This is a genomic window from Deinococcus cellulosilyticus NBRC 106333 = KACC 11606 (genome assembly GCF_007990775.1).
In the GTDB taxonomy this organism is placed as follows: Bacteria; Deinococcota; Deinococci; order Deinococcales; family Deinococcaceae; genus Deinococcus_C; species Deinococcus_C cellulosilyticus.
On sequence record NZ_BJXB01000002.1, the window covers coordinates 178,378 to 198,904 of the forward strand.

General features: G+C 57.1%; 23 protein-coding genes. 9 read left to right on the forward strand and 14 right to left on the reverse strand.

All coding sequences use genetic code 11. The features are described from left to right. Positions 1-123 precede the first annotated feature (123 nt). From DC3_RS03020 to DC3_RS03030, 3 genes are all read left to right on the forward strand, one after another. Positions 124-705 carry a cysteine hydrolase family protein gene (locus DC3_RS03020; RefSeq protein ID WP_146882196.1) on the forward strand — a complete coding sequence of 194 codons (582 nt, stop codon included), beginning with the start codon at positions 124-126 and terminating at the stop codon, positions 703-705. 20 nt (positions 706-725) lie between these two features. After that, on the forward strand, positions 726-1,676 hold the full coding sequence (locus DC3_RS03025; RefSeq protein WP_146882197.1) for a GlxA family transcriptional regulator: 951 nt from the start codon (positions 726-728) through the stop codon (positions 1,674-1,676). Between the two features lie 226 nt (positions 1,677-1,902). Beyond that, positions 1,903-2,652, forward strand: coding sequence for a TerC family protein (locus DC3_RS03030; RefSeq protein ID WP_146882199.1), 750 nt, complete (start codon positions 1,903-1,905; stop codon positions 2,650-2,652). Between the two features lie 31 nt (positions 2,653-2,683). Here DC3_RS03030 and DC3_RS03035 read toward each other — a convergent pair whose 3' ends face one another. The 3 genes from DC3_RS03035 to DC3_RS03045 form a co-directional block, all read right to left on the reverse strand. Beyond that, entirely contained in the window at positions 2,684-3,964 is a 1,281-nt protein-coding gene (locus DC3_RS03035) for a replication-associated recombination protein A (RefSeq protein WP_146882201.1), read from the reverse strand. A 113-nt stretch (positions 3,965-4,077) separates the two neighbouring features. Next, the gene (locus DC3_RS03040; protein ID WP_146882203.1) at positions 4,078-4,287 is read right to left on the reverse strand and encodes a hypothetical protein; all 210 of its coding nucleotides are present in this window, start codon (positions 4,285-4,287) and stop codon (positions 4,078-4,080) included. A 361-nt stretch (positions 4,288-4,648) separates the two neighbouring features. After that, positions 4,649-5,185: a phosphoribosyltransferase family protein gene (locus DC3_RS03045; protein WP_146882205.1), complete on the reverse strand. Its 537-nt coding sequence runs from the start codon at positions 5,183-5,185 to the stop codon at positions 4,649-4,651. Between the two features lie 309 nt (positions 5,186-5,494). On the opposite strand from DC3_RS03045, the gene DC3_RS03050 reads away from it, so the two are divergent. From DC3_RS03050 to DC3_RS03060, 3 genes are all read left to right on the forward strand, one after another. Continuing rightward, positions 5,495-6,625: a GGDEF domain-containing protein gene (locus DC3_RS03050; protein ID WP_146882207.1), complete on the forward strand. Its 1,131-nt coding sequence runs from the start codon at positions 5,495-5,497 to the stop codon at positions 6,623-6,625. Between the two features lie 279 nt (positions 6,626-6,904). After that, positions 6,905-8,269: a 3' terminal RNA ribose 2'-O-methyltransferase Hen1 gene (locus DC3_RS03055; RefSeq protein ID WP_146882209.1), complete on the forward strand. Its 1,365-nt coding sequence runs from the start codon at positions 6,905-6,907 to the stop codon at positions 8,267-8,269. After that, positions 8,266-10,761: a polynucleotide kinase-phosphatase gene (locus DC3_RS03060; protein ID WP_146882211.1), complete on the forward strand. Its 2,496-nt coding sequence runs from the start codon at positions 8,266-8,268 to the stop codon at positions 10,759-10,761. The genes DC3_RS03055 and DC3_RS03060 overlap by 4 nt, the downstream gene beginning before the upstream one ends. An 89-nt stretch (positions 10,762-10,850) precedes the next feature. Here the strand turns inward: DC3_RS03060 and DC3_RS03065 are convergent, their stop codons facing one another. Next, complete coding sequence (locus tag DC3_RS03065) at positions 10,851-11,378, reverse strand: hypothetical protein (RefSeq protein WP_146882213.1); 528 nt, start codon at positions 11,376-11,378, stop codon at positions 10,851-10,853. A 132-nt stretch (positions 11,379-11,510) separates the two neighbouring features. Next, complete coding sequence (locus DC3_RS03070; protein ID WP_146882215.1) at positions 11,511-12,143, reverse strand: LysE family translocator; 633 nt, start codon at positions 12,141-12,143, stop codon at positions 11,511-11,513. A 109-nt stretch (positions 12,144-12,252) separates the two neighbouring features. On the opposite strand from DC3_RS03070, the gene DC3_RS03075 reads away from it, so the two are divergent. Continuing rightward, positions 12,253-13,065: an arginase family protein gene (locus tag DC3_RS03075; RefSeq protein WP_186815790.1), complete on the forward strand. Its 813-nt coding sequence runs from the start codon at positions 12,253-12,255 to the stop codon at positions 13,063-13,065. Positions 13,066-13,067: 2 nt separating this feature from the next. On the opposite strand, the gene DC3_RS03080 is transcribed toward DC3_RS03075, so the two are convergent. Continuing rightward, positions 13,068-14,216 carry an alkaline phosphatase family protein gene (locus tag DC3_RS03080; protein ID WP_186815791.1) on the reverse strand — a complete coding sequence of 383 codons (1,149 nt, stop codon included), beginning with the start codon at positions 14,214-14,216 and terminating at the stop codon, positions 13,068-13,070. A 125-nt stretch (positions 14,217-14,341) separates the two neighbouring features. On the opposite strand from DC3_RS03080, the gene DC3_RS03085 reads away from it, so the two are divergent. Then, positions 14,342-15,478 carry a low temperature requirement protein A gene (locus tag DC3_RS03085; RefSeq protein WP_146882221.1) on the forward strand — a complete coding sequence of 379 codons (1,137 nt, stop codon included), beginning with the start codon at positions 14,342-14,344 and terminating at the stop codon, positions 15,476-15,478. A 4-nt stretch (positions 15,479-15,482) separates the two neighbouring features. On the opposite strand, the gene DC3_RS03090 is transcribed toward DC3_RS03085, so the two are convergent. From DC3_RS03090 to DC3_RS03100, 3 genes are read right to left on the reverse strand one after another with little or no spacing between them, the layout of a single operon-like run. Beyond that, a complete protein-coding gene (locus tag DC3_RS03090; RefSeq protein ID WP_146882223.1) occupies positions 15,483-15,677 on the reverse strand; it encodes a helix-turn-helix transcriptional regulator in 195 nt (64 codons plus the stop codon). Then, positions 15,674-16,072 (reverse strand): hypothetical protein, encoded by a 399-nt coding sequence (locus DC3_RS03095; protein WP_146882225.1) that lies wholly within the window; start codon positions 16,070-16,072, stop codon positions 15,674-15,676. The genes DC3_RS03090 and DC3_RS03095 overlap by 4 nt, the downstream gene beginning before the upstream one ends. After that, positions 16,069-16,464, reverse strand: coding sequence for a hypothetical protein (locus DC3_RS03100; protein ID WP_146882227.1), 396 nt, complete (start codon positions 16,462-16,464; stop codon positions 16,069-16,071). The genes DC3_RS03095 and DC3_RS03100 overlap by 4 nt, the downstream gene beginning before the upstream one ends. 263 nt (positions 16,465-16,727) lie before the next feature. Between DC3_RS03100 and DC3_RS03105 the strand changes: the two genes are divergently transcribed. Then, on the forward strand, positions 16,728-17,234 hold the full coding sequence (locus DC3_RS03105; protein WP_146882229.1) for a hypothetical protein: 507 nt from the start codon (positions 16,728-16,730) through the stop codon (positions 17,232-17,234). Positions 17,235-17,242: 8 nt separating this feature from the next. Here the strand turns inward: DC3_RS03105 and DC3_RS03110 are convergent, their stop codons facing one another. The 5 genes from DC3_RS03110 to DC3_RS03130 form a co-directional block, all read right to left on the reverse strand. After that, positions 17,243-18,028 carry an urease accessory protein UreD gene (locus tag DC3_RS03110; RefSeq protein ID WP_146882231.1) on the reverse strand — a complete coding sequence of 262 codons (786 nt, stop codon included), beginning with the start codon at positions 18,026-18,028 and terminating at the stop codon, positions 17,243-17,245. After that, positions 18,021-18,674 (reverse strand): hypothetical protein, encoded by a 654-nt coding sequence (locus DC3_RS03115; RefSeq protein WP_146882233.1) that lies wholly within the window; start codon positions 18,672-18,674, stop codon positions 18,021-18,023. Before DC3_RS03115 ends, DC3_RS03110 begins: the two co-directional genes overlap by 8 nt. After that, positions 18,674-19,300 (reverse strand): urease accessory protein UreG, encoded by a 627-nt coding sequence (gene ureG, locus DC3_RS03120; RefSeq protein ID WP_146882234.1) that lies wholly within the window; start codon positions 19,298-19,300, stop codon positions 18,674-18,676. Before ureG ends, DC3_RS03115 begins: the two co-directional genes overlap by 1 nt. A 121-nt stretch (positions 19,301-19,421) precedes the next feature. Then, complete coding sequence (locus DC3_RS03125; protein WP_146882236.1) at positions 19,422-20,072, reverse strand: urease accessory protein UreF; 651 nt, start codon at positions 20,070-20,072, stop codon at positions 19,422-19,424. Continuing rightward, positions 20,065-20,517, reverse strand: a complete 453-nt coding sequence (locus tag DC3_RS03130) for an urease accessory protein UreE (protein ID WP_146882238.1) — start codon at positions 20,515-20,517, stop codon at positions 20,065-20,067. The genes DC3_RS03125 and DC3_RS03130 overlap by 8 nt, the downstream gene beginning before the upstream one ends. Positions 20,518-20,527: the final 10 nt, after the last annotated feature.

Sequence of the window (20,527 nt, forward strand, 5' to 3'; positions counted from 1 at the left end):
CCCGACCGCAGTGATCTGCCCAATTCCTTCACCTGGCCTGTTTCACTTCAGATGTCCATTTCCGTCCGCTTGATGGCCACATTCCCTCTAAAATTCTTTTGCTGAACACCATATTCTGGAGCCATGAAAACCGCACTGCTTGTCATCGACGTTCAGGATTCCTTCAAAGTCCTTCCCCGCTGGGAAAAACGCAACAATCCTGAATTTGAACACAACCTCACCCGCCTGATTCAGGAATTCCGGGCGCAGGACCTGCCTGTGATCTGGATTCTGCACAGGGAACACGACAGCACCGACAATCCCTTTCACCCCGAGCATCCTGCCTACAAACTGATGGACTTCCTGGAGCGCAGAACGGACGAGGTGCTCTTCGAGAAGACCACCCGCAACTCTTTCACCTCAACGGGCTTGCAGCAGCACCTGACGCAACTGGGCATTCAGCATCTGGTGGTCACGGGCATTCAGACCGAGCAATGCTGCGAAACCACCACCAGGGTCGCCGGAGATCTGGGATACCGGGTGTCCTTTGTGAGCGAGGCCACACGCACCTTCCCCATCAAGCACTGGGAAAAAGAGGAATTCATCTCCGCCGAAGACATCACCCGGGCCACCGAGTACCACCTGGCCGGACGTTTTGCAACCATCCACACGGTGGACAGCCTGCTGGAACAGCTGCAGTCGGGAAAACAACCTGTGCTGCTTTGATTTAAACTGAGGCCACCACCATGCCCAGAGTTGCCTTTCTGATTCTTGATGCCGTTCATCTGCTGGATCTTGCCGGTCCCGTTCAGGTGTTTTCGGAGGCCTGCGAAATGGGAGCGGATTACCAGATGATCCATTGCTCCACCCAGCCTGCCGTGAAAAGTGCCCAGGGACTCACCCTCAGCGATCTGGTCCCTTTGCCAGACCTCGGTCCCGGGGATCTGATTCTGGTTGCAGGTTGCCGGGTCGGAGGCAACCTCAGGACTCTGCGCTGCCCTCCGGATGAGGTTTTACAGTGGCTGCAGAAGCACCACCGTCTGGGCATCAGCATCACCTCGGTGTGTTCAGGGGCAGGGGTGCTGGGGTATGCAGGGTTGCTCAGTGGTCGAAAGTGCACCACCCATCACCTGCTGACCTCCCACCTGCAGGAGATGTTTCCGAAGGCCAAAGTGCAGGACAACCGGCTGTATGTCACCGATGGGAACATCACCACCAGCGCAGGCATTGCTTCTGGCATGGACATGGCCCTGCATTTCATTGAACAGCAGCATGGGGCGCTCTTTGCCGCGAAGCTGGCCCGGGACATGGTGGTCTACCACCGCAGGCAGGGCATGGACCTGCAAGACAGCCTGTACCTGCAGTACCGGGCCCACCTGCACTCCGGGGTTCACCGGGTGCAGGACTTTCTGATTGAGCATGCCCATGAGCAGGTCCCCCTGGCACAACTGGCAGAACTGGCCCACCTGAGTCCCCGCCACCTCACCCGTGCTTTCAAGGAGCACACGGGGCTTACTCCACTGCAATACCAGCAGAGGTTGCGTCTGGAAAAGGCAAGGCAGCTGATGCAGAACCGCACCCTGACGGTGGAGCGCATTGCTGAGCTCTGTGGGTTTGAGGATGCCCGCCATTTCCGCAGGCTGTACCGTGAGCTGCTCGGGGTGAGCCCGAGAGAAGCCAGAGCCCTGCAGGTTTGAAGCCTGTCGTTCGTTCATGGGACCTTGATCCTGCAGGTCCGACCCTCGAATTGTGACTCAATTTGCATTCTAAAACCGTTCCATCTGAAAAGTTGGAACCTGAGTCCCATGAGACTCATGGAACAGTCATTTGGTGGGTTACTTCATCGGATTGCACCACGTCTTCTGGCATCAAGATGGCCTCACTCACCATCGCTGGAAGGCAGGATTGTTCAGGGGGTTTGGAATGTTTGAATGGATGAGCAGTTCTGAGATGTGGATCGCTTTTGCGACCCTCACCCTGCTGGAGATTGTGCTGGGGATCGACAACATCATTTTCATCTCGATCCTCAGTGGCAAGCTTCCTGCAGAACAACAGGCAAAGGCCAGAACCGTCGGTCTGCTGCTGGCGATGGGAACCCGCCTGCTGCTGCTGCTGTCCCTGGCCTGGATCATTCGCCTGACTGCACCACTTTTCTCGGTGTTCGGACAGGAAATCAGTGGTCGGGACCTGATCCTGATTGTCGGGGGCCTCTTTCTGCTGTACAAGGCCACCCGTGAAATTCACGAGAAGCTGGAAGGGGAAGACCATGAGGGGGTCACCAAAGCTCCACCCAATTTCAGTGCAGTGATCGGGCAGATCCTGCTGGTGGACATCGTGTTTTCGCTGGACAGTGTGATCACTGCAGTGGGCATGGTGGACAACATCTGGGTGATGGTCACCTCGGTGGTGGTCACAGTGATCATCATGCTGTTCGCGGCCGGTCCCATCAGTGCCTTCGTGAACCGCCACCCCACCGTGAAGATGCTGGCCCTCTCTTTCCTGCTGTTGATCGGGATGACCCTGGTCGCAGAAGGCCTCGGGTTCCATGTGCCCAAGGGCTACATCTACTTTGCGATGGGCTTTGCTGTGCTGGTGGAACTGCTCAACATCCGCACCCGCAAGGGAAAAGGCAAGAAAGTGCAGTTCAACGAGCCACAGAACAACACCCACTGACCTGCAGAAAACCAGAAACCCTGAGTCAGACTCAGGGTTTTTCTTTGTGGTGCTTCTGTTTCAGGGCAGACCAGCGTTCCCTCACCCTGGACTCCCATCCTTCTCCGGTCGGCTGATAGAATTCTGTGCCCAGCAGTTCATCCGGCAGGTAAGTCTGCGCAAAAGACCCTTCCGGGTCATCGAAGTAGTAAGCGTAGCCTTTTCCATATCCCTGGGATTTCATCAGACCCGTGATGGCATTGCGCAGGTGCAGAGGGATGGGATGCTGCCTTTCCTCCTCGGCCATGCGCAGGACCTCACCCCAGGCGCTGTACACGCTGTTGGATTTGGGGGCCAGGGCCAGATACACCACCACCTGGGCCAGGGCCAGTTCTCCTTCTGGACTCCCCAGCAGGTGCATGGCCTGCTGGGCACTCATGGCGAGTTTCAGGGCATTGGGATCTGCAAGCCCGATGTCTTCAGCGGCCATGCGCACAATGCGGCGTGCAATGTAGATGGGGTCTGCCCCACCCGCCACCATGCGGGCAAGCCAGTACAGGGCACCATCCACGTGGGAGGCCCTCACGCTCTTGTGCAGGGCAGAAATCAGGTTGTAGAAATCCTCGCCCTGTTTGTCCATGCTGGGCACATGGGTTCCGAAAGCTTCCTTGACGGCCTCCGGGGTGATGGGACTGGCAATGTTGGAAGCCACTTCCAGTGCCCCCAGAGCACGTCTGGCGTCTCCATCTGCAAGCTGAACCAGCAGTTCCCTGCCTTCCTGGGTCAGTTCCACTCCGGGCAGCCCTTTGGAATCGGTCAGGGCACGGTCCAGCAACCCAGAGATGTCCTCATCGGTGAGGGATTTGAGGACCAGGGTCCGTGCCCTGGAACGCAGTGCAGGATTCACCTCAAAACTGGGATTCTCGGTGGTGGCCCCGATCAGGGTCAAAAGGCCACTTTCCACATGGGGCAACAGGGCATCCTGCTGCGCCTTGTTGAAACGGTGAATTTCATCCAGAAAGAGGACGGTCCTCTCCCCTTTGGTGCGGTTCCTCTGGGCCACCTCGACGGCTTCACGCACGTCTTTGATGCCTGCAGTCACTGCAGACAGCTGGATGAAGTGGGCTTTTGCGGTTTTGGAGATCATGCGGGCCAGCGTGGTTTTCCCCACCCCGGGAGGACCCCACAGGATCAGGGAGCTCAGGAATCCCCCTTCCAGCATGCGCCTGAGGGGTTTCCCCGGAGCGAGCAGGTGCTTCTGCCCGTACACCTCATCCAGGGTGGTCGGTCTCAGGCGTTCTGCAAGTGGAGGGGCAGGTTCAAAAAGGGTCACGGTCTCATTCTACCTGTGTCAGATTGCAGGTAAATCGTTTTGCTTACAGTGAAGGGGCAGCAAACAAAAACCAGCCTGACACCATGTCAGGCTGGTCTGCAGAAGCTCCTGTTTTATGCAACGAGGTTGCGAAGCAGGTTCTCTGGAAGTTCGACAGTGATGGCGCCGCGCAAGTAGAGGTCATGGGTGGCCTGCCTGCCGCAGACCTGCTCGAAACGCTCCAGGCTCACCACGCTTCGACCTTCGGGGGTCTCCACGTAAAGCCGGTTGGAGGTTCCTGGAACCCAGCGTGCGCTGCATGTGGATGTACTGGTTCTTTTCATAAGGTCCTCCTGAAGTAAAAGGCTGAATACACCCTGCCAGGTGCTTTCGTTGGGAATCGATTGTGCAGGGAGGGGAAAGGGGCCAAGTCAGTTGTCTAACTTATCTTGATGATAGTTTTAACTTTCAACGCTGTCAAATCTGGAACCGATCCCATTGTGAATCTGGGCGAAAGGTTCAGAAATTCTAAAGTGATCTTGATGTTTTCATGAAAATGGGCCTGAAACCTCACTGAAGACAACAAAAAACGCACAGGTCCTTTTGACAGGACCTGTGAAAAATTCCTCTTGCAAAACTTCAGTTCTGGCTCATTTCCGAGGAAGAGCAATTGTAAGCGGGAGAGGATTCTGAATCTTGTGTTGCTTATTCTGCCTTGAAAAGGGGCAGGTGACCCAGCGCGATCACATCGTCCCGCTCATCACCCTCTGTGAAGACGGTCAGCACAGCGATCACTTCCCCACCCACCTCTTCAATGATCTTCGAGAGGCTCTTGAGGGTGCCCCCAGTGGAGACCACATCATCCACAATGGCAATTTTCTTGCCTTTCAGGTGCTCCACATCCAGGCCATCGAGGACCAGGGTCTGGGGTTTGCCTGTGGTGATGGACAGCACTTCACGCACCACGGGATTGATCATGTACGGCTTCTGGGTTTTGCGCACCACCACGTAAGGCTTACCGCACTCCCGGCTCACCACATGGGCCAGGGTCAGGGCTTTCACCTCCGGGGTCACCAGAATGTCCACTTCTGCAGGGAGCTTTCTGGCCAGGGCAATCCCTGCGGCCTCGGTCACCTCGGTGTCCCCGAGCATGTTGAACAGGGCGACACTCAGGCCTGGCTTCAGTTCCACAATGGGAAGTTCCCGACTGACGCCACCAATGTTGACTGGAAAGGTTCTCACAAACTGCTATTGTAATCCTTTCCACAACCGATTGCATCAGGGCTTGCGGTGCAGGTCAGGGTGAGCGCAAAAGCATGCAAGTGAGTGGGACAGAGCGATCAGCAATCAGCAAACGGGCACACGCACCCTTCCGCCTTCCGCCTTCCGCCTTCCGCCTTCCGCCTTCCGCCTTCCGCCTTCCGCCTTCCGCCTTCTGCCTTCTGCCCTCTGTCAGATTCACGACATGCCTCCAGCGATATGCTGAAGCAGAAGCAGAATTCCTTTTCTGGATGATCTCCAGCCCCTCTTTCTGCCTCCAAGGAAGTGGCCATGTTTTCGGATCTCACCCCCAGCGATTTCACTGCCAGACAGAACGCCTCCCGGCGTCCGGTCTATCTGCTGGTGATGGGTTTCATCAACGTGATCGGGTGGGTGTTTTCGCTTTTTGTGCTGAATGCCATTCCCCTGATCCACTGGATTGTGAATGGAACATTTGCGGTGCTCACGGCTGTCACTGTGCTGCTTGCCCTGAGGCCCAGAACCCTGCCCTTCTTTGAAGTGGTGGTGGGGGTGGTGATCAACTTTGCCATGCTCTCCACGGTGTTTGTGGGTCTGTATGACCACCCGAAGACCTATGATCCGCTGGAATACGTGCTGTTTGTTCCAGCAGCCTACATCGCTGCATTTTCCTTCCTGGGTGTGCTCAGGGGAACTGTTGTGTGCCTGTCGGTGTTTCTGGCCACCCTCGTACTGACCCTGGGGCATTACCTGCCTCAGTTGGACACCCTGTCTGCCTTTGAACTTCAGGCCTTCAAGATCCTCAAACTTCATTACATCACCAGCATGGTGGAGATTCTGGGATTGTATGGCCTCACCACCTTTCTGGAACGGCAACTTAAGGCCCGCATTCAGGCAGAGTCCACCGCCCGTTATGCGTTCATTGATACGCTCACCGGACTGAGCAATCGACGCATGTTTCAGCACCGTCTGGAGCAGACCCTGCAGCATGCCAGTGAGAAACACACCGGGTTTGCCCTGATGTTCATTGACCTCGACCACTTCAAGCAGGTGAATGACCGCTACGGGCACCAGGCCGGAGACGAGCTCTTGCAGCAGATTTCTGGCCGCCTCTCCCAGAACCTGCGCCGCACCGATTTGCTGGCCCGCATCAGTGGAGATGAATTCGCCGTGATTGCGGAAGGCATCACTGATGATCAGTCTGCCCTCACCCTGGCCGAGAAGCTGATCTCCAGCCTCTCTGAACGGTTTGATTTGACCGGGACGGCTTTGCATGCCTCAGCAAGCATCGGGGTCAGCCTGTATCCCCACCACGGGAGCACCGCCAAGGAGCTCCTGGCCCATGCCGATCAGGCCATGTATGACAGCAAATCGAAAGGGCGTCATGCCTGCACCCTCTACAGCCCGGACCGCTCCGGTCCAGAACAGGCCCTGAGCTGCTGAACAGCTTCGGGACATTTTTCAGGGGCTTGAATGTCACCTCCCCTTCAGGAGTATGGTGAGGACGTGCCTGCTGGACACACCCCCGGCCAGAAATCGGTGACTCACATAGAGAATCTCTCGTGACAAGACGGACGGTGGAAAAGGGAAGCCTGCCAGAAGAATTGAACCTTCGCGACCATTGAATCTTCGCGATACAAGATGTTGCTGACCGCGGGTGTGCTCCAGACAGGTGTTTTTGCCCATACCCTCATGCGAAGCCTGTGAGACAATAGGCTTCGTATGTTGTTTTTATTGCGTTTGAACCATGAAAATGCCAGCGATCTGGGGTACCTGCTGCACAAGCATCCCGAAAAAGTGCAGGATTTCTCCCTGCCTTTCGGGAGCAGCACGGTGTTCTACCCTGAGGTCTCTGAACACACAGCCACCGCCTGCCTGATGGTCAACATCGATCCGGTGTACCTGTCCCGTCTGCGTTCAGGGGATGCCAGCAGGCCACTTGAACCTTATGTGAATGATCGACCCTACACCGCCAACAGTTTTCTGAGTGTGGCTCTGGGAGATGCTTTCCGCACTGCCATGAACGGCAAAAGCCAGAGCAGACCCGATCTGGCTGCACAACCCCTGTCTTTTGAGATCGAAATCCCAGTGCTGAAGTGCAACACAGGGGAGGAACTGATCCGCAGGGTCTTTGAACCTCTGGGGTACAGCCTGGAGGTGAAGCAGCTTCCTCTGGATGAACATTTTCCAGCGTGGGGCGTGGGGCCTTATTTTCATGTGACCTTCAAAGTGCAGGCCAGGCTTCAGGACCTGCTGCGGCATTTCTATGTGCTGCTCCCTGTTCTGGACAATGCCAAGCACTATTTCATTGATGTGGCAGAGATCGAGAAACTGCTGCGAAATGGTGAGGGCTGGCTGGAGCAGCATCCAGAGCGGGAACTGATCCTCAAGCGCTACCTGAAGTACCGCCAGAACCTGATTCGCAAGGCCGAGCAGCGTTTCGAGACCGAAGAAGAAGAGGAAGAAGGGGGTGCAGAAACCCCGGAGCAGAAAGAAAAGCGCATCTCCCTGAACCAGCAGCGCCTGACGGCCGTTTCTGAAGCCCTGGTGGCATCCGGGGCAAAAACCGTGCTGGACCTGGGATGTGGTGAGGGGAACCTGCTCAGGCACCTGGTCAAACACCGTTTTCAGCGGATTGTGGCGGTGGATGCCTCCATCCGGCCTCTGGAACTGGCAAAAGAGAAATTTGAGGGGAAACCCGTTGAATTCCTGCATTCCTCTGTGACCTATCTGGATGACCGCCTGACTGGATTTGATGCTGCAGCCCTGGTGGAGGTCATTGAGCACCTCGACCCGGACCGCATTCAGGCCATGGAGCGCAGCGTGTTCGGGCACATGAAACCCCAGACGGTGGTGGTCACCACGCCCAACGTGGAGTACAACGTGCTCTTTGAGGACATGACCGGACTCAGGCACCGGGACCACCGTTTTGAGTGGACCCGTGCAGAATTCCAGGCGTGGGCAGGCAGGGTGGCTGAGACTTACGGTTACACCACCGAATTCAGAACGGTGGGCGACGTGCATGAAGTGCATGGCTCTCCCACCCAGATGGCCATTTTCACCCGCATGGTCAGGAGAACGGCATGAAGATCGAGATTCCAGAACTGTGCCTGGTGGCCCTGATCGGGGCGTCCAGCAGTGGCAAGAGCACCTTTGCCCGACAGCACTTCAAACCCACAGAGGTCCTCTCCAGCGATTATTTCCGTGCCCTCCTGACAGACGACGAGAACGATCTGGAGATCACCAGAGAAGCTTTTGAGCTGCTGCACCATGTGGCAAAAAAGCGCCTGACGGCAGGAAAGCTGACCGTCATTGATGCCACCAGCCTGCAGAAAGATGCCCGGGCACAGATCCTCAGGACGGCAAAGGAAACAGACGTGCTGACCGTGGCCCTGGTGCTGGACATCCCAGAAGTGACCCTGATGGAACGCCACCATCAGCGCCCTGACCGGCACTTCCCAGTTTCTGTCATTCGCAAGCACGCGTACCAGCTCAGGAGCAGCATCCGCTCACTGGACCGTGAGGGCTTCCGTCAGGTGCATGTGCTGAAACCCGAAGACCTCGAAGGTCTGGTCATTGAACGCAAGCCCCTGTACAACAACCTGAAGCACCTCACGGGACCCTTTGACTTCATTGGAGACGTGCACGGCTGTTTTGAGGAGCTTCGGGAACTCCTGGTGGAACTGGGTTATCAGCTGACGGAAGACCTGCATGCCCACCATCCGGAGGGCAGAACCGCTGTCTTTGTGGGCGACCTGGTGGACCGTGGGCCAGACAGTGTGAGGGTGTTGCGTCTGGTCATGAACATGGTCAAAGACAGAACTGCACTCTGTGTTCCGGGAAACCACGATGAAAAGCTGAAAAAGTATCTTTCTGGCAAACGGGTCCAGATGACCCACGGTCTGGAGCGCACAGCAGAACAGTTGCAGGACACCACACCCGAATTCAGGCAGGAAGTGCTGAAATTTCTGGAAAACATGGTGAGCCATTACATGCTGGACCAGGGCAATGTGGTGGTGGCCCACGCAGGCCTGATCGAACGGTACCAGGGTCGTGCGTCCGCAAGGGTGCGGGAGTTCTGCCTGTATGGAGACACCACCGGAGAGACCGACGAGGAAGGTTTGCCCATCCGTCTGGACTGGGCCAAGAACTACCGGGGCAAGGCCAAAGTCATTTACGGTCACGTTCCGGTGCGTGAGGCGCAGTGGGTCAACAACACCATCGACCTGGACACCGGATGTGTGTTCGGTGGCAAACTGACCGCTCTCAGGTACCCTGAACTCACCCTGACCAGCATCCCTGCGAAAATGGAGCATTACGAACCAGGCAAAAAACTCAAAACCGTGCTGAATGCCCAGCACGTGGCAGACCACACCCTGCGCTGGCAGGATTTTGCCCGCGAAAAGTTCATTGAGACGGCTGTGGGCACCATCCGCATTCACGAGGCCAACAACATCGCTGCACTGGAAACTGCAAGCCGCTTTGCCCTGGACCCCAGATGGCTGATCTTCCTGCCCCCCACTGTGTCTCCAAGCCACACCAGTGAACGTCCAGACCTGCTGGAGCATCCTGAAGACGCCTTCCGGTACTACCAGAAGCAAGGTCTGACCCAGGTGATCTGCGAGGAGAAACACATGGGCTCAAGGGCTGTGGCGGTGGTGTGCAAAAACCCTGCAGTGGCCCGCACCCGATTTGGCACGGCAGAAGAACGCCTGGGGGTGGTGTACTCCCGCACAGGTCGGGCCTTCTTCAACGATCAAACCCTGGAGCAGGCCTTTCTGGAGCGCCTGCGCGGTGCCCTGGACCGTGCAGGCTTCTGGGAGGAATTCCAGACCGACTGGGTGTGCCTGGACGGGGAACTTCTCCCCTGGTCTTTCAAGGCCACTTCCCTCCTGAAAGAACAGTATGCTGCCACTGGGACCGCAGCCACCCATGCCCTGGGCACTGCCGTTCAGGCGCTGGAAAAACACCCTGGAGCCGCAGAACTGCTGCAGCAGACCCGTGAACGTCTGGAAAACCTGAACGATTATGTGGCAGCATACCGGACATATTGTCAGACCGTGGAGTCCATCGAAGACCTGAAGTTTGCCCCTTTCCACCTGCTTGCCACCGAAGGGCAGGTGCACACAGACAAAACCCACCTGTGGCACATGCAAACCCTGGAACGCCTCAGCACTTTTGACGCCCTGCTGGCTCCGACCCCTTATCAGGTGGTGGACCTGCAAGATGAAACAAGCATTCAGCAGGCCACCGCGTGGTGGGAGAAACTCACGGCAAGTGGCAAAGAAGGCATGGTGGTCAAAACCATGCAGTTCATCCCGGAGCGCAGAACCCAGCCCAGCCTGAAAATCCGGGGCCGTGAATACCTCCGCATCATCTACGGACCCGAATACACCCGACATCTGGACCGCCTGCGGGGCCGTGCACTGGGAGCCAAACGTGAACGGGCCACCCGTGAATTCCATCTCGGCCTTGAAGCCCTCAACCGATTCGTGACCCATCAACCCCTCTGGAAGATCCACGAGTGCATTCTGGGCGTGCTGGCACTGGAAAGTGAGGGCATCGACCCGAGGCTGTAATGAGGGGTCAGCCATCAGCTTTCAGCAATCAGCAAAAGATGTATCAGCACCTGTCAAACAACAGGTGCTCTCTGGTTTGAGGACTGAAATCACCAGCCAGTCAGGAGCGAAATCACAAACAACAGACCTGAGGACATCAGACCTGCCAGAACGGTCATCCAGAATACACCCCATGGGCTGCCTCCATAAAAACTGCTGATGCCTTTGCAATACACACACATGACCCAGATGATTGCCCCCAGACTTCCCAGTGAGAACAGCCAGATCAGGAAGGACAGCTCAGGATTGGTGGGATCAGACAGGATCAAAAGCCCCTGAATCAACACACTGAACACCAACCCACTGGCCAGGGAAAACTTCAACAGGTCCACCCAGGAGACGCGCAGCCCGATCCAGCCCAGAGTCAGGGTGGTGAGGTAGAGGCTCAAAGCAGCACCCAGCCAGCCCTGCACCCCTTCCTGCCATTTGAAATCTGGTGACAGCCAGGCCAAAGCCAGCTGGATCAATACGGTGACCATCAACACCAGCCCATACTGCTGTATCGGGGTCTGAAAAAGCACTTTGGCTTGTTTCGTGATCTGGAAGGGCAATTTCAAAGCTGCGAGCAAAGTTTGCATATTTTTACCATCCTCTGAGCATGACAAATGGGGCACATGACATATGAACGTTTGATGCTTATTTTAGGCCAGAACATTCGGAAACGTGTAAAGAAAAGACAATAATCTGCAAAATCTGAAAAGCCTGAGTTATCAGTGGCTTTCCCGAATGCCCACCGTGACTGCTCCAAGGGCCAGATACACCCCTCCGGTCAGGTACTTCTGGCGGCGCATGAAGGTCTGGTTTTGCCTGAGGCGTCTGGCCAGCCATCCTCCGAGCAGGGCGTACATGCTGTCACTCAGGACTCCCAGAACCACGAAAACCGCTCCGAGCAGCAGGATCTGGATCAGGACCGGCCCAGCCTGCGGATGCACGAACTGGGGCAGGAACGCCAGGAAAAACAGGGCTGTTTTGGGGTTCAGGGCGTTCACAATGATCCCCTGGGTGAAGACTTTTGCCAGGGCCTGAGGGGGCACCTGGGTGTCGTCCTGGGGGTTTGCCCTTTCCAGCATGGTGCGGATGCCCAGATACACCAGGTAGGCCGCTCCAAGCACCTTCACCACGGTGAAAGCCAGAGCTGAGGACAGCAGCAATGCAGAAAGCCCTGCTGCAGCAGCAAAAATGTGAACCAGACTGCCCACCCCGACCCCGAGTGCAGAGACCAGTCCGGCCTGTCTGCCCTGTTGCACACTGCGGGCAACGATGTACAGCACCGAGGGGCCAGGAATGGCGAGCAAGGCCAGTGCGGACACGATAAAAATGAGCAGGGTGGCAGGTTCAATCATGGGCATCTCCTGCTTTCAGGAATCCACATTTTCCTGCCCCTGTCAAGCAAAAAATCCAGATCAGCCACATGGCCGTTGCGACCTGCCTGCTGTTTTTTTATGCTGGAGCATGGATTTCTCTCTTCTTTCCTTTCCGCAGTGGCAGGGCTCAGATGGCAGAACGGAGCTCCACTCTGGTGCACAGTTGCTGGCCTCAACTTTTGGTGCAGAACCCCTGCTAACCGTTTCCACACAGGCCACACAGGTGGAGCAGAACATCTGGGGCAGACGCACCCTGATCCAGCACTTTCTGGAAGCACAACGGCAACTGAAGGGCAGAAACCTGCAGCAGTACATCACACTGGGAGGGGACTGTGCCATTGAGTGGGCCCTGATTTCCCACCTCAATGAACTGTGCAGGGGAAACCTGCTGGTGGTCTGGCTGGATGGTCATGCCGACCTGAACACCCCTGAGACCTCTTACAGCCACACTTTTCATGGGATGGTGCTGAGGACCCTGCTGGGCGAGGGTGATCCTGAATTTCTGGCCCTCACCCCCTCTTTTCTGAGGCCAGAGCAGGTGGTGCTGGCAGGGGTCAGGGAGCTTGATACAGCAGAAGAGGCGTACATTCGGGAGCAGGACATCACGTTGCTCGATGCAAAGACCCTGAGAGCAGATCCTGGCATGCTGCTGGAAGCGGCCCACCAGAAAGGGTTTGAGCACCTTTATGTGCATGTGGATCTGGATGTGCTGGACCCTTCACAGATTTCCTCCATTGGCTGGCCTGCTCCAGAGGGTCTGCTCCTGCAGGATCTGTTGGACCTCATTCACAGGATCAAAACTGATTTTCACATTCAGGGTGCAAGCATCACCGAGTATCTCGGAGAAGACATCAAGGATCTGGTCGTGGTGCAGGACATTCTGGAGGCGTTCAGGGTCTGAGGTCAACTGTTGAAAATGCCGAGGGGCACCCACATTTCTGTGCTGGAGAGTCCACCGTGGTTCCCTTTCCAGCCCTTGATCTGGAGAACCTCGGGGTGGTAGGACCAGTTCAATTCCATATCGTCTCTGGCATGGGCCATCAGGGTGCCTGTGCGGGTCAGGAACTGGAGATCTGCGGGGTCTCCCCCGAAATAACCCTCTTCCCAGAGCTGATGGCTGGAAACCACATCCGCCCATCTGGAGAGGTAAGCCTGCACCTCCGCTTCATGGCCAGGTTTCACATCCACGTACCGTGACACCTTGTCTCCTGACACGGGCCTCAGGAGGTGGGGATGGAGGTCCAGATGCCCATCCAGCCAGATGTTCCCGGAAATGGTTTTGTGGCCGTGGTCTGCAGTGAGCATCAATGTGGTGTGAGGAGGGAGACGATGCATCACACCCCCCAGGATGGTGTTCAGAAGCCTTGCCTCATCCCGGGCCTCCTGGCTTTCAGGGCCGTACCTGTGGCACATGTCATCGTAATGGGGGTAGTAGATCACCACATAATCAGAGTGCTGCAGCGCATTCTGCACCAGGGTTGGAATGGTGCTCGGCGTGAAGGCATAGCCCTGTTGGTGTGAGCCTTCATGGTGCCAGTTGCTCAAAAAAGACCCCTCAAAAGCTTCTGGGAAGATGATGGTGCTGCGAACCCTTGCCTCATCCAGCCTGCTGTAAATGGAACGGGTCTTTCGCATGAACCCCAGATCCACCCCTTGCCGGGTGAATTCATCCTTGTTGCGGATCAGGTTGACGATGGTCCCGAGTTCCTGCAGCCACAGGCACCCGGAGAGCCATCCGGTTTCTGCGGGTGGAGCCCCCATGTGCAGGGTGGTGAGGGCTGCCATGGTGGTGCTGGGAAACACGCTGGTCAGCCTGCGAACCTCTTGAAAATGGTCTGCTGCACCCAGATCTCCCTGCTGGCGGTGGCGTTCGAGTTGCTCAAAACCCAGACCATCCACAATCAAGAGCACTGCTTTTTTCTGAAAAGGAATGGGGGCGTGCAGAGGATCATGTTTGCTCTTGAGTCCAAAATGGCTTTGAATGCTGCTGATCAAATTGAGAATGCCTCCACCAGCATAATCGGGCCGGACTGTGCCAGGAATGAGAACCATGTCGCCCATTTTATACAGCAGGCATCAGGGCACGGGTGGGCCACATGACGCAGGTGAGGGGACCTGGGGCTGAACTCTGTCAGAATTGCTGCTTCACCGTCCTTGCAGACAGTGGAAGCTGAAAGGTGTCTGCTGAGCCCACCCCCCCTCCGGCCCAACCTCCGGAAACCGAGAAGGTTTCCACACTGGAGCTGTACTTTGATCTGGTGTTCGTGTTCATTGTCACGCAGGTGACCCACATGGTGGAACACGCGCACGGCCCCCTGGATGTCATGAAGGGCATGCTGGTTCTGGGGATCACCTGGTGGATGTATGGGGGTTACGCCTGGCTGACCAATCATGTCAGCACTTCACATCCAGCCCACCGACTGTGGATTCTGCTGGGCATGGCAGGTTTTCTGATGATCGGGGTGTCGGTGCCCCATGTGTTCACCGAGGGTGGGATGCTGTTCGGGGTGGGGTTCATGCTGGTGGTGCTGGTGCACACGGTGCTCTTCACCCGTGCTGACAGCAAGGCCCCGATCATGGCCAGCCTGAGGATGGCCCCCTATCATCTGCTGGCCGCTGTGCTGGCCCTGGGTGCCGGATTCACCAGCGGACAGATGGACTGGATTTTGCTGGGTGGAGCGTTCAGCATCCAGTTCCTGTCTCCCCTGCTCACCCGCACCCGAGGGTTTCGGGTGCAACCCAGGCATTTTGTGGAGCGTCACGGTCTGGTGATGATCATTGCCCTGGGTGAGGCCGTGGTGGCCATCGGGACCACCACCACCGAAGAGCCCCTGGTCATGCCCCTGATCATGAAGGCCCTGATGGGTCTGGTGCTGACCTCTGCCCTGTGGTGGAGTTATTTTGCTGGAGAATCCCAGGCGGCAGAGCGGGCCCTGGAGCATGCCCAGACCCAGAACCGCAGCAAGATGGCCCTCGCTGGGTACGGTTACGCCCATCTGGGGATGATTGTGGGGATTGTGCTGCTGGCTTCCAGCATTCAGGGCTTCATGGTCCACCCTTCTGAACAGGAGGGCTTTCCCCCAGAGTGGCTGCTTGCCTGGGGCCTTTGTGTGTATCTGCTGTCAGATGTGTTTTTTCGCATCTGGCTGAGCATCGGGCTGCAAACGTTCCGCCTGGGGTTTGCCCTGCTGATGCCAGTTCTGGGCTGGGTGGCCTCCCACCTGCCTGAGATGGTTCAACTCAGCACCTTCACGCTCGCCCTGGTGCTGATGGTGGTTCTGGAGCAGGTGCGGACATCCCGACTGCCCCGGTGAGGGGTCATTCTTCGTACTGGAAGATGTCTTCAATGGTGAGGTTGAAGGCCCGGGCAATCTTGAAGGCCAGAGGCAGGCTGGGATCGTATTTGCCGGTTTCGAGCGCGTTGATGGTCTGTCTGGAGGTGTCCAGCATCAGCGCAAGGTCGGCCTGGGTGAGGTTGCGTTCGGCCCTCAGAACCTTGATGCGGTTTTTCATGTTCTGGACTGCACCCCCATGCTGACGCTGAAGGTCAGAAATCCGAGGACCCAGTTGATCCAGACAGGCAGCACAGGAATCTTCCCGGCGGCCTGCAGCGGGTAGTAGGCCATGCTGAAAGCCATGACGGCCACGAAAGCCAGTGCAGCGGCCTTGAGCATTTTCAGGCGACCATACTCATCCATGGTCAGGTATCCCCGGTACACCAGAAAAAACAGCATGAAGGGAAAAGCCGTGCGGATGCCCACGGTCACGCCCCACAGGAAATCGCGGGTGTCCGGTTCGCTGGCCCAGTTCTCCTGCAAGAGTGAAATCAAGATGGTGAGTCCTGCAAGAATGAATCCTGACACGGTCAGGGAACGGAAGACTTTCTTGACGCGCTGGTCACGGTTCATTCTGCCCCCGTTCTGGACTGCACACCCATGGCAATGCCGTAAGAGGTGGAGCCCACCACCCAGATGACCCACAAGGGCAACGGGGGCAGTTTGAAGGCGGCCTCCAGCGGAAAATAGATCATGCTGAGGCCCATGACCACCATGAAACCCACCGCCACAGCTTTCAGGGTCATGGTTTTGCCGTACTCGTCCATGCTCTGGTAGCCCCGGTAAGTCATGAGGATCAGGGAGACAGGGAGAACCACCATGAGTCCGATCCCAAAGCCTTTGAGGATGCTGGAAGATTGCAGGTGCTCGGCCAGAAAGAGTGCTGCCATGGCCAGCACAGCAATCACGATGGCGGCCCGGGCGCCTTTCTGCATGGTTTCCTTGATGCGTTTGTCCCGTTCCATGTGTGGCCTCACCTCGTTCTGGCTTGAACTCATCTTAGGGATTTTTGCGGGAATGTCAAGTGTCCTTGACATTGTACCGGGTCCTGCCGATACGCCAGATGCACAGAACCTCTAAGCATGGGGAGTAGGCCAGTCCGAAGTGAATATCTTGCTTTTGTCAAGTGGGAATGGGCACACGCCATGCATTTGCAAAGCCCCATAATGCGTTCTAGAACCGCGTCATACGTATTACGGAAAGTGCGAGAGCGCGGAAGGAGAGAACCATGATGAACCCCACTGCGCCCACCCGAACCCGCACCCCGTTCCTGCAAACCCTCAAAGAGATCCTGAACCAGCCCGTTCTTCCAGCCCGTCCTGCACAGACTGCACCTGCTCCTCAGCTGGACCACCTGCCCATTCCTGGCCTGAATGCCCACCTCAGAAACGGCTACCAGCTCGAAACGGTGCTCTTTGAAGGTGCAGGCAGCTCCGGGCGTTACACCCGGTTTGCCATCGAATTCCACAGCCACACCGGAAAACCCTTCACCAGCGAACTGACCCGTGAACTGCCCCCGCAGGCCATTGTGATTGGTGCAAAAGTGCAGTACATGGACCCCGAGAAGCTCAAACCCAGAATTGGCAGCGTTCTGCGGATCGGCAAGGTCGAGCCCGATGGGAGCCGCTACATGGTGGAAGCCCGCCCCACCCCTGCCCTGCTGGCCCTCGCCGCCCAGAATGATCCCGTCAGCCTGCAGAAATACATGAAGTCCCTGCCCTGGCAGAAAATCTGAACTGCACCTCAGAGAAAAACCCCGCTGGCATACCGGCTCCAGGGCACCTGCATCCCTGAAATGGTGTGCCAGCGTTGCTGTATGTAAGCCGTCATCTCACGCTGAAATTCCAGGGTGTCTGAAGAGAGCAACCTGAAATACTGGCTTCCAGCTTTTGTGCTCCCCCAGCCTGACAGCTGAGGCCCGTTCTGGAATGCTGCAGGAAGGGCAGGAAGGCCATGCCAGAATCCACTGGCCCACAGGGTGTGCTGGTCGGTCAGGCCCTCCAGAGGGCTTTCTGAGAGCTCGAAAGCATCCCGGAACAGGGGCCGATTCTCCAGTTGAACATGAATCTTGCTGGACAGCCCCTGAAAAGCCCACTTCTCCCCCCTTTCCAGCCGACCCGCACTCCAGCTTTCCAGCACCCCAAATCTGGCCCCTGCTGAGAGCCGAACCTGGGTCTGCTGCTGGTAACAGGCATCTGCAAACGGGATGGTCAGGCCCGGATAATACTCCAGATGGGCGTCAGGCTCCACATGAAGTTCAATGTCATGCACAGCCTTTCCAGCACGCTTCCCATGCAGCTTGGTGGCCGACTGGTTGAGCAGGATGACTTTCGCCCCCCCCCGCACCTGCACCACAAGTTCATAATGGTCCCCGTTGTGAATGCCCGGTGTCACACTGGCAATCTGCAGCAGGGCGTATTCTCCCACCTCAAAAGGGCGAATCACCTTCATGGCCCCGGAAGCATACTGCTGCTTCAAAAGGGTCCGGCCCCGATGCAGGGCGAACTCCAGCCGGAGCACACTATGCATGCACAATCTCCCACACGATCTGGCCTCCCAGAAACAGGCTGGCACAGGCTGAAAGGAGGGTGAGTCCCTGGTACAGACGGGGTTTCTGCTGGCTGGCAATGAAGGGCAGTGCAATTCCACAAGACACCAGGGTCATGCCCACCACACTCCCAACCCCAAACAGCACCGTGTAGATCAGGGCTTCCCAGATTGAGGGGAATTCACCTGCCAGCAGCAGCATCATGGCTCCACTCCCAGCCAGACCGTGAACCAGTCCAATGAAATAGCTGCGAAAATGCCTTTGCTCCGGGTCAAAAAGCCGGAAGGTGTGCGCATGGGTCAGGCCATCATGGGCGTGAAAATAGATCTCCCGACCGGCCGTAAAAAGGTCATAAATGGCCTTTATACCCAGCAGGAGCAACATCAGGGCCACCGGCGCTTCAAAATAGATCAGGCGGTCTTCCTGAAGTGGGACCTTCAGCAGGAACAGGAACAGCACCCCCAGGGCCAGTGTGGTGGTGTGCCCCAGACCCCAGGTTGCCCCCACCCTCAGGGCAGGGGTCAACCTCCTTTCTTTGTGCAGCATGGTGCTGACCGCCACCAGATGGTCGGGTTCCAGGGCATGTTTCATGCCCAGCAAGATCCCGAGCACCATCAGGGTGAGCATCAGGGTTCCTCCAGCGAGAAGGTGGAGTCTTCAAAGAGCACATCCTGCTTGATCCACTGGATCACCCGGTTCAGGCCCTCTTCGTTTTTCAGGCTGGTGAAGACATGGGGGCGGCTCCCGCGCTGCACCAGGGTGTCCCGCTCCATCACTTCCAGACTGGCCCCCACCAGAGGCGCAAGATCAATCTTGTTGATCACCAGCAGGTCTGAACGCACAATGCCAGGTCCGCCTTTTCGGGGCACCTTCTCTCCCCCACTGACATCCAGCACAAAAATGAACACATCCACCAGTTCCGGGCTGAAGGAAGATGCGAGGTTGTCCCCTCCAGACTCAATGAACAGGATGTCCAGGTCCGGAAGGGCCTCCAGCATTTCATCCACCGCCTCCTGGTTGATGCTGGGGTCTTCGCGGATGGCGGTGTGCGGACACCCTCCGGTCTGCACCCCCTTGATGCGGTGCAGCGGAAGCGCCTGGGCACGGGCCAGAATCTCCGCATCCTCATGGCAGTAGATGTCGTTGGTGATCACCGCAATGCTGTATTCGTCGCGCATTTTCTTGCAGAGTTTTTCCAGCAGGGCCGTTTTGCCACTGCCGACGGGGCCTCCCACTCCAATTTTGACGGTCATGTGTTCTCCTCAAGAGCCGAGAGGCAAGATCCCCTGTTGCTCGTTTCACTTGCAAGCGACCCCTTGACGAAGGGGTTGTTGTTCCTCATCCAACTGCAAGGCAGCTTCTCTTTGCACTTCCTCATGACTGAAACAGCCTCGTGTATAAAAACGCCTGTTGATGTGAGCGCAGATCCAGCGCAGGCATGGCACTGCAAAGTTCAGGCTGCTGGATGCGTCTGGGGATTTCGGTGAGCAGGGTGTCCTGCAAATCAAGCAGGATTTCCTGGGCCTGTTCAGGGCTCAGGGGCATGCAGCGCGTGCAGGCCGAGAGCATGCTGGTGATCTGGGCCTGACTGTAGGCCAGACACAGGTCTTCAAGGGGAAGCTGCAGGTGTTGCCCAAGCAGGGCACACTGGAGGGCGAAATGTTGCTCAGAAAGTACAGGCAGGTCCACCTTCCACAACCGTCGGGCCAGTTTGACCAGACGCTTCCCCAGGGCCGTGCTGGCATGCAGGGTGGTGGGGGTGGATTTCCAGGCGGTCAGTTCCAGAGCAAGTTCTTCAGGGTCCGTGCCCTGATAAACCAGAACCATCGCACTGGTTTCCAGCCTGAGCGCTCCCAGACGGATGTGGTTCCCCAGCAGGCGCACAAGTCGCTCGGGGCTCAGGGGATCTGCCGTGTAAGCCTCCAGCCCTCCTGAGTGGGCAAATCCTCCCAGTGGGAACTGGGAATCAAACATCTGCTGCAACAACAGACGGGTTTTCAGGGCCTGCTCCCTCCCATCAGCCATGGGCGTACTCACTGATCGGACGGGCACTGTAAGGTCTGTGGTCTGCAAAAACCTGAAAGCCCAGTTTCTTCAAGCGGGCTTCCAGCCCCACATCAGAGAGCACCAGAATGCCCTCTGGCGTAAAATCGATGTCTCTGTGCTGGTTCCCGATGAAGTGGGCAAATTTCATTGCCTCTGTCAGGTTCTCAGGCTGGTACACCAGCACCTCTTCCAGGGCAGCCACCACCTGATACGCCCGGCCCTTCTGAATGTCCAGCACAGTTCCAGGTTGAAGCACCGTCCCGGTGGGCAGGGCCAGCAGCAACTCCACACCATCTGGTGCTTTCAGCCTGCGCCGGACTTTCTGGCGGTCCCAGCAGGTCATGGGGATCTCTGTCATCTGCAGGCCAGTGGTGTCCTGCGGGGGCAGTTCCCTGATCTGAGGAGTGGTTTTCAGGTTGAACAACTTGGGCTCC

What these genes read in the sequence shown, in the direction of transcription:
- DC3_RS03020 (WP_146882196.1), top strand. Translation starts at nt 124, where the DNA reads ATGAAAACCGCACTGCTTGTCATCGACGTTCAGGATTCCTTCAAAGTC.
- DC3_RS03025 (WP_146882197.1), top strand. Translation starts at nt 726, where the DNA reads ATGCCCAGAGTTGCCTTTCTGATTCTTGATGCCGTTCATCTGCTGGAT.
- DC3_RS03030 (WP_146882199.1), top strand. Translation starts at nt 1,903, where the DNA reads ATGTTTGAATGGATGAGCAGTTCTGAGATGTGGATCGCTTTTGCGACC.
- DC3_RS03040 (WP_146882203.1), bottom strand. Translation starts at nt 4,287, where the DNA reads ATGAAAAGAACCAGTACATCCACATGCAGCGCACGCTGGGTTCCAGGA.
- DC3_RS03050 (WP_146882207.1), top strand. Translation starts at nt 5,495, where the DNA reads ATGTTTTCGGATCTCACCCCCAGCGATTTCACTGCCAGACAGAACGCC.
- DC3_RS03055 (WP_146882209.1), top strand. Translation starts at nt 6,905, where the DNA reads ATGTTGTTTTTATTGCGTTTGAACCATGAAAATGCCAGCGATCTGGGG.
- DC3_RS03060 (WP_146882211.1), top strand. Translation starts at nt 8,266, where the DNA reads ATGAAGATCGAGATTCCAGAACTGTGCCTGGTGGCCCTGATCGGGGCG.
- DC3_RS03065 (WP_146882213.1), bottom strand. Translation starts at nt 11,378, where the DNA reads ATGCAAACTTTGCTCGCAGCTTTGAAATTGCCCTTCCAGATCACGAAA.
- DC3_RS03070 (WP_146882215.1), bottom strand. Translation starts at nt 12,143, where the DNA reads ATGATTGAACCTGCCACCCTGCTCATTTTTATCGTGTCCGCACTGGCC.
- DC3_RS03075 (WP_186815790.1), top strand. Translation starts at nt 12,253, where the DNA reads ATGGATTTCTCTCTTCTTTCCTTTCCGCAGTGGCAGGGCTCAGATGGC.
- DC3_RS03080 (WP_186815791.1), bottom strand. Translation starts at nt 14,216, where the DNA reads ATGGTTCTCATTCCTGGCACAGTCCGGCCCGATTATGCTGGTGGAGGC.
- DC3_RS03090 (WP_146882223.1), bottom strand. Translation starts at nt 15,677, where the DNA reads ATGAAAAACCGCATCAAGGTTCTGAGGGCCGAACGCAACCTCACCCAG.
- DC3_RS03095 (WP_146882225.1), bottom strand. Translation starts at nt 16,072, where the DNA reads ATGAACCGTGACCAGCGCGTCAAGAAAGTCTTCCGTTCCCTGACCGTG.
- DC3_RS03100 (WP_146882227.1), bottom strand. Translation starts at nt 16,464, where the DNA reads ATGGAACGGGACAAACGCATCAAGGAAACCATGCAGAAAGGCGCCCGG.
- DC3_RS03105 (WP_146882229.1), top strand. Translation starts at nt 16,728, where the DNA reads ATGATGAACCCCACTGCGCCCACCCGAACCCGCACCCCGTTCCTGCAA.
- DC3_RS03110 (WP_146882231.1), bottom strand. Translation starts at nt 18,028, where the DNA reads ATGCATAGTGTGCTCCGGCTGGAGTTCGCCCTGCATCGGGGCCGGACC.
- DC3_RS03115 (WP_146882233.1), bottom strand. Translation starts at nt 18,674, where the DNA reads ATGCTCACCCTGATGGTGCTCGGGATCTTGCTGGGCATGAAACATGCC.
- ureG (WP_146882234.1), bottom strand. Translation starts at nt 19,300, where the DNA reads ATGACCGTCAAAATTGGAGTGGGAGGCCCCGTCGGCAGTGGCAAAACG.
- DC3_RS03125 (WP_146882236.1), bottom strand. Translation starts at nt 20,072, where the DNA reads ATGGCTGATGGGAGGGAGCAGGCCCTGAAAACCCGTCTGTTGTTGCAG.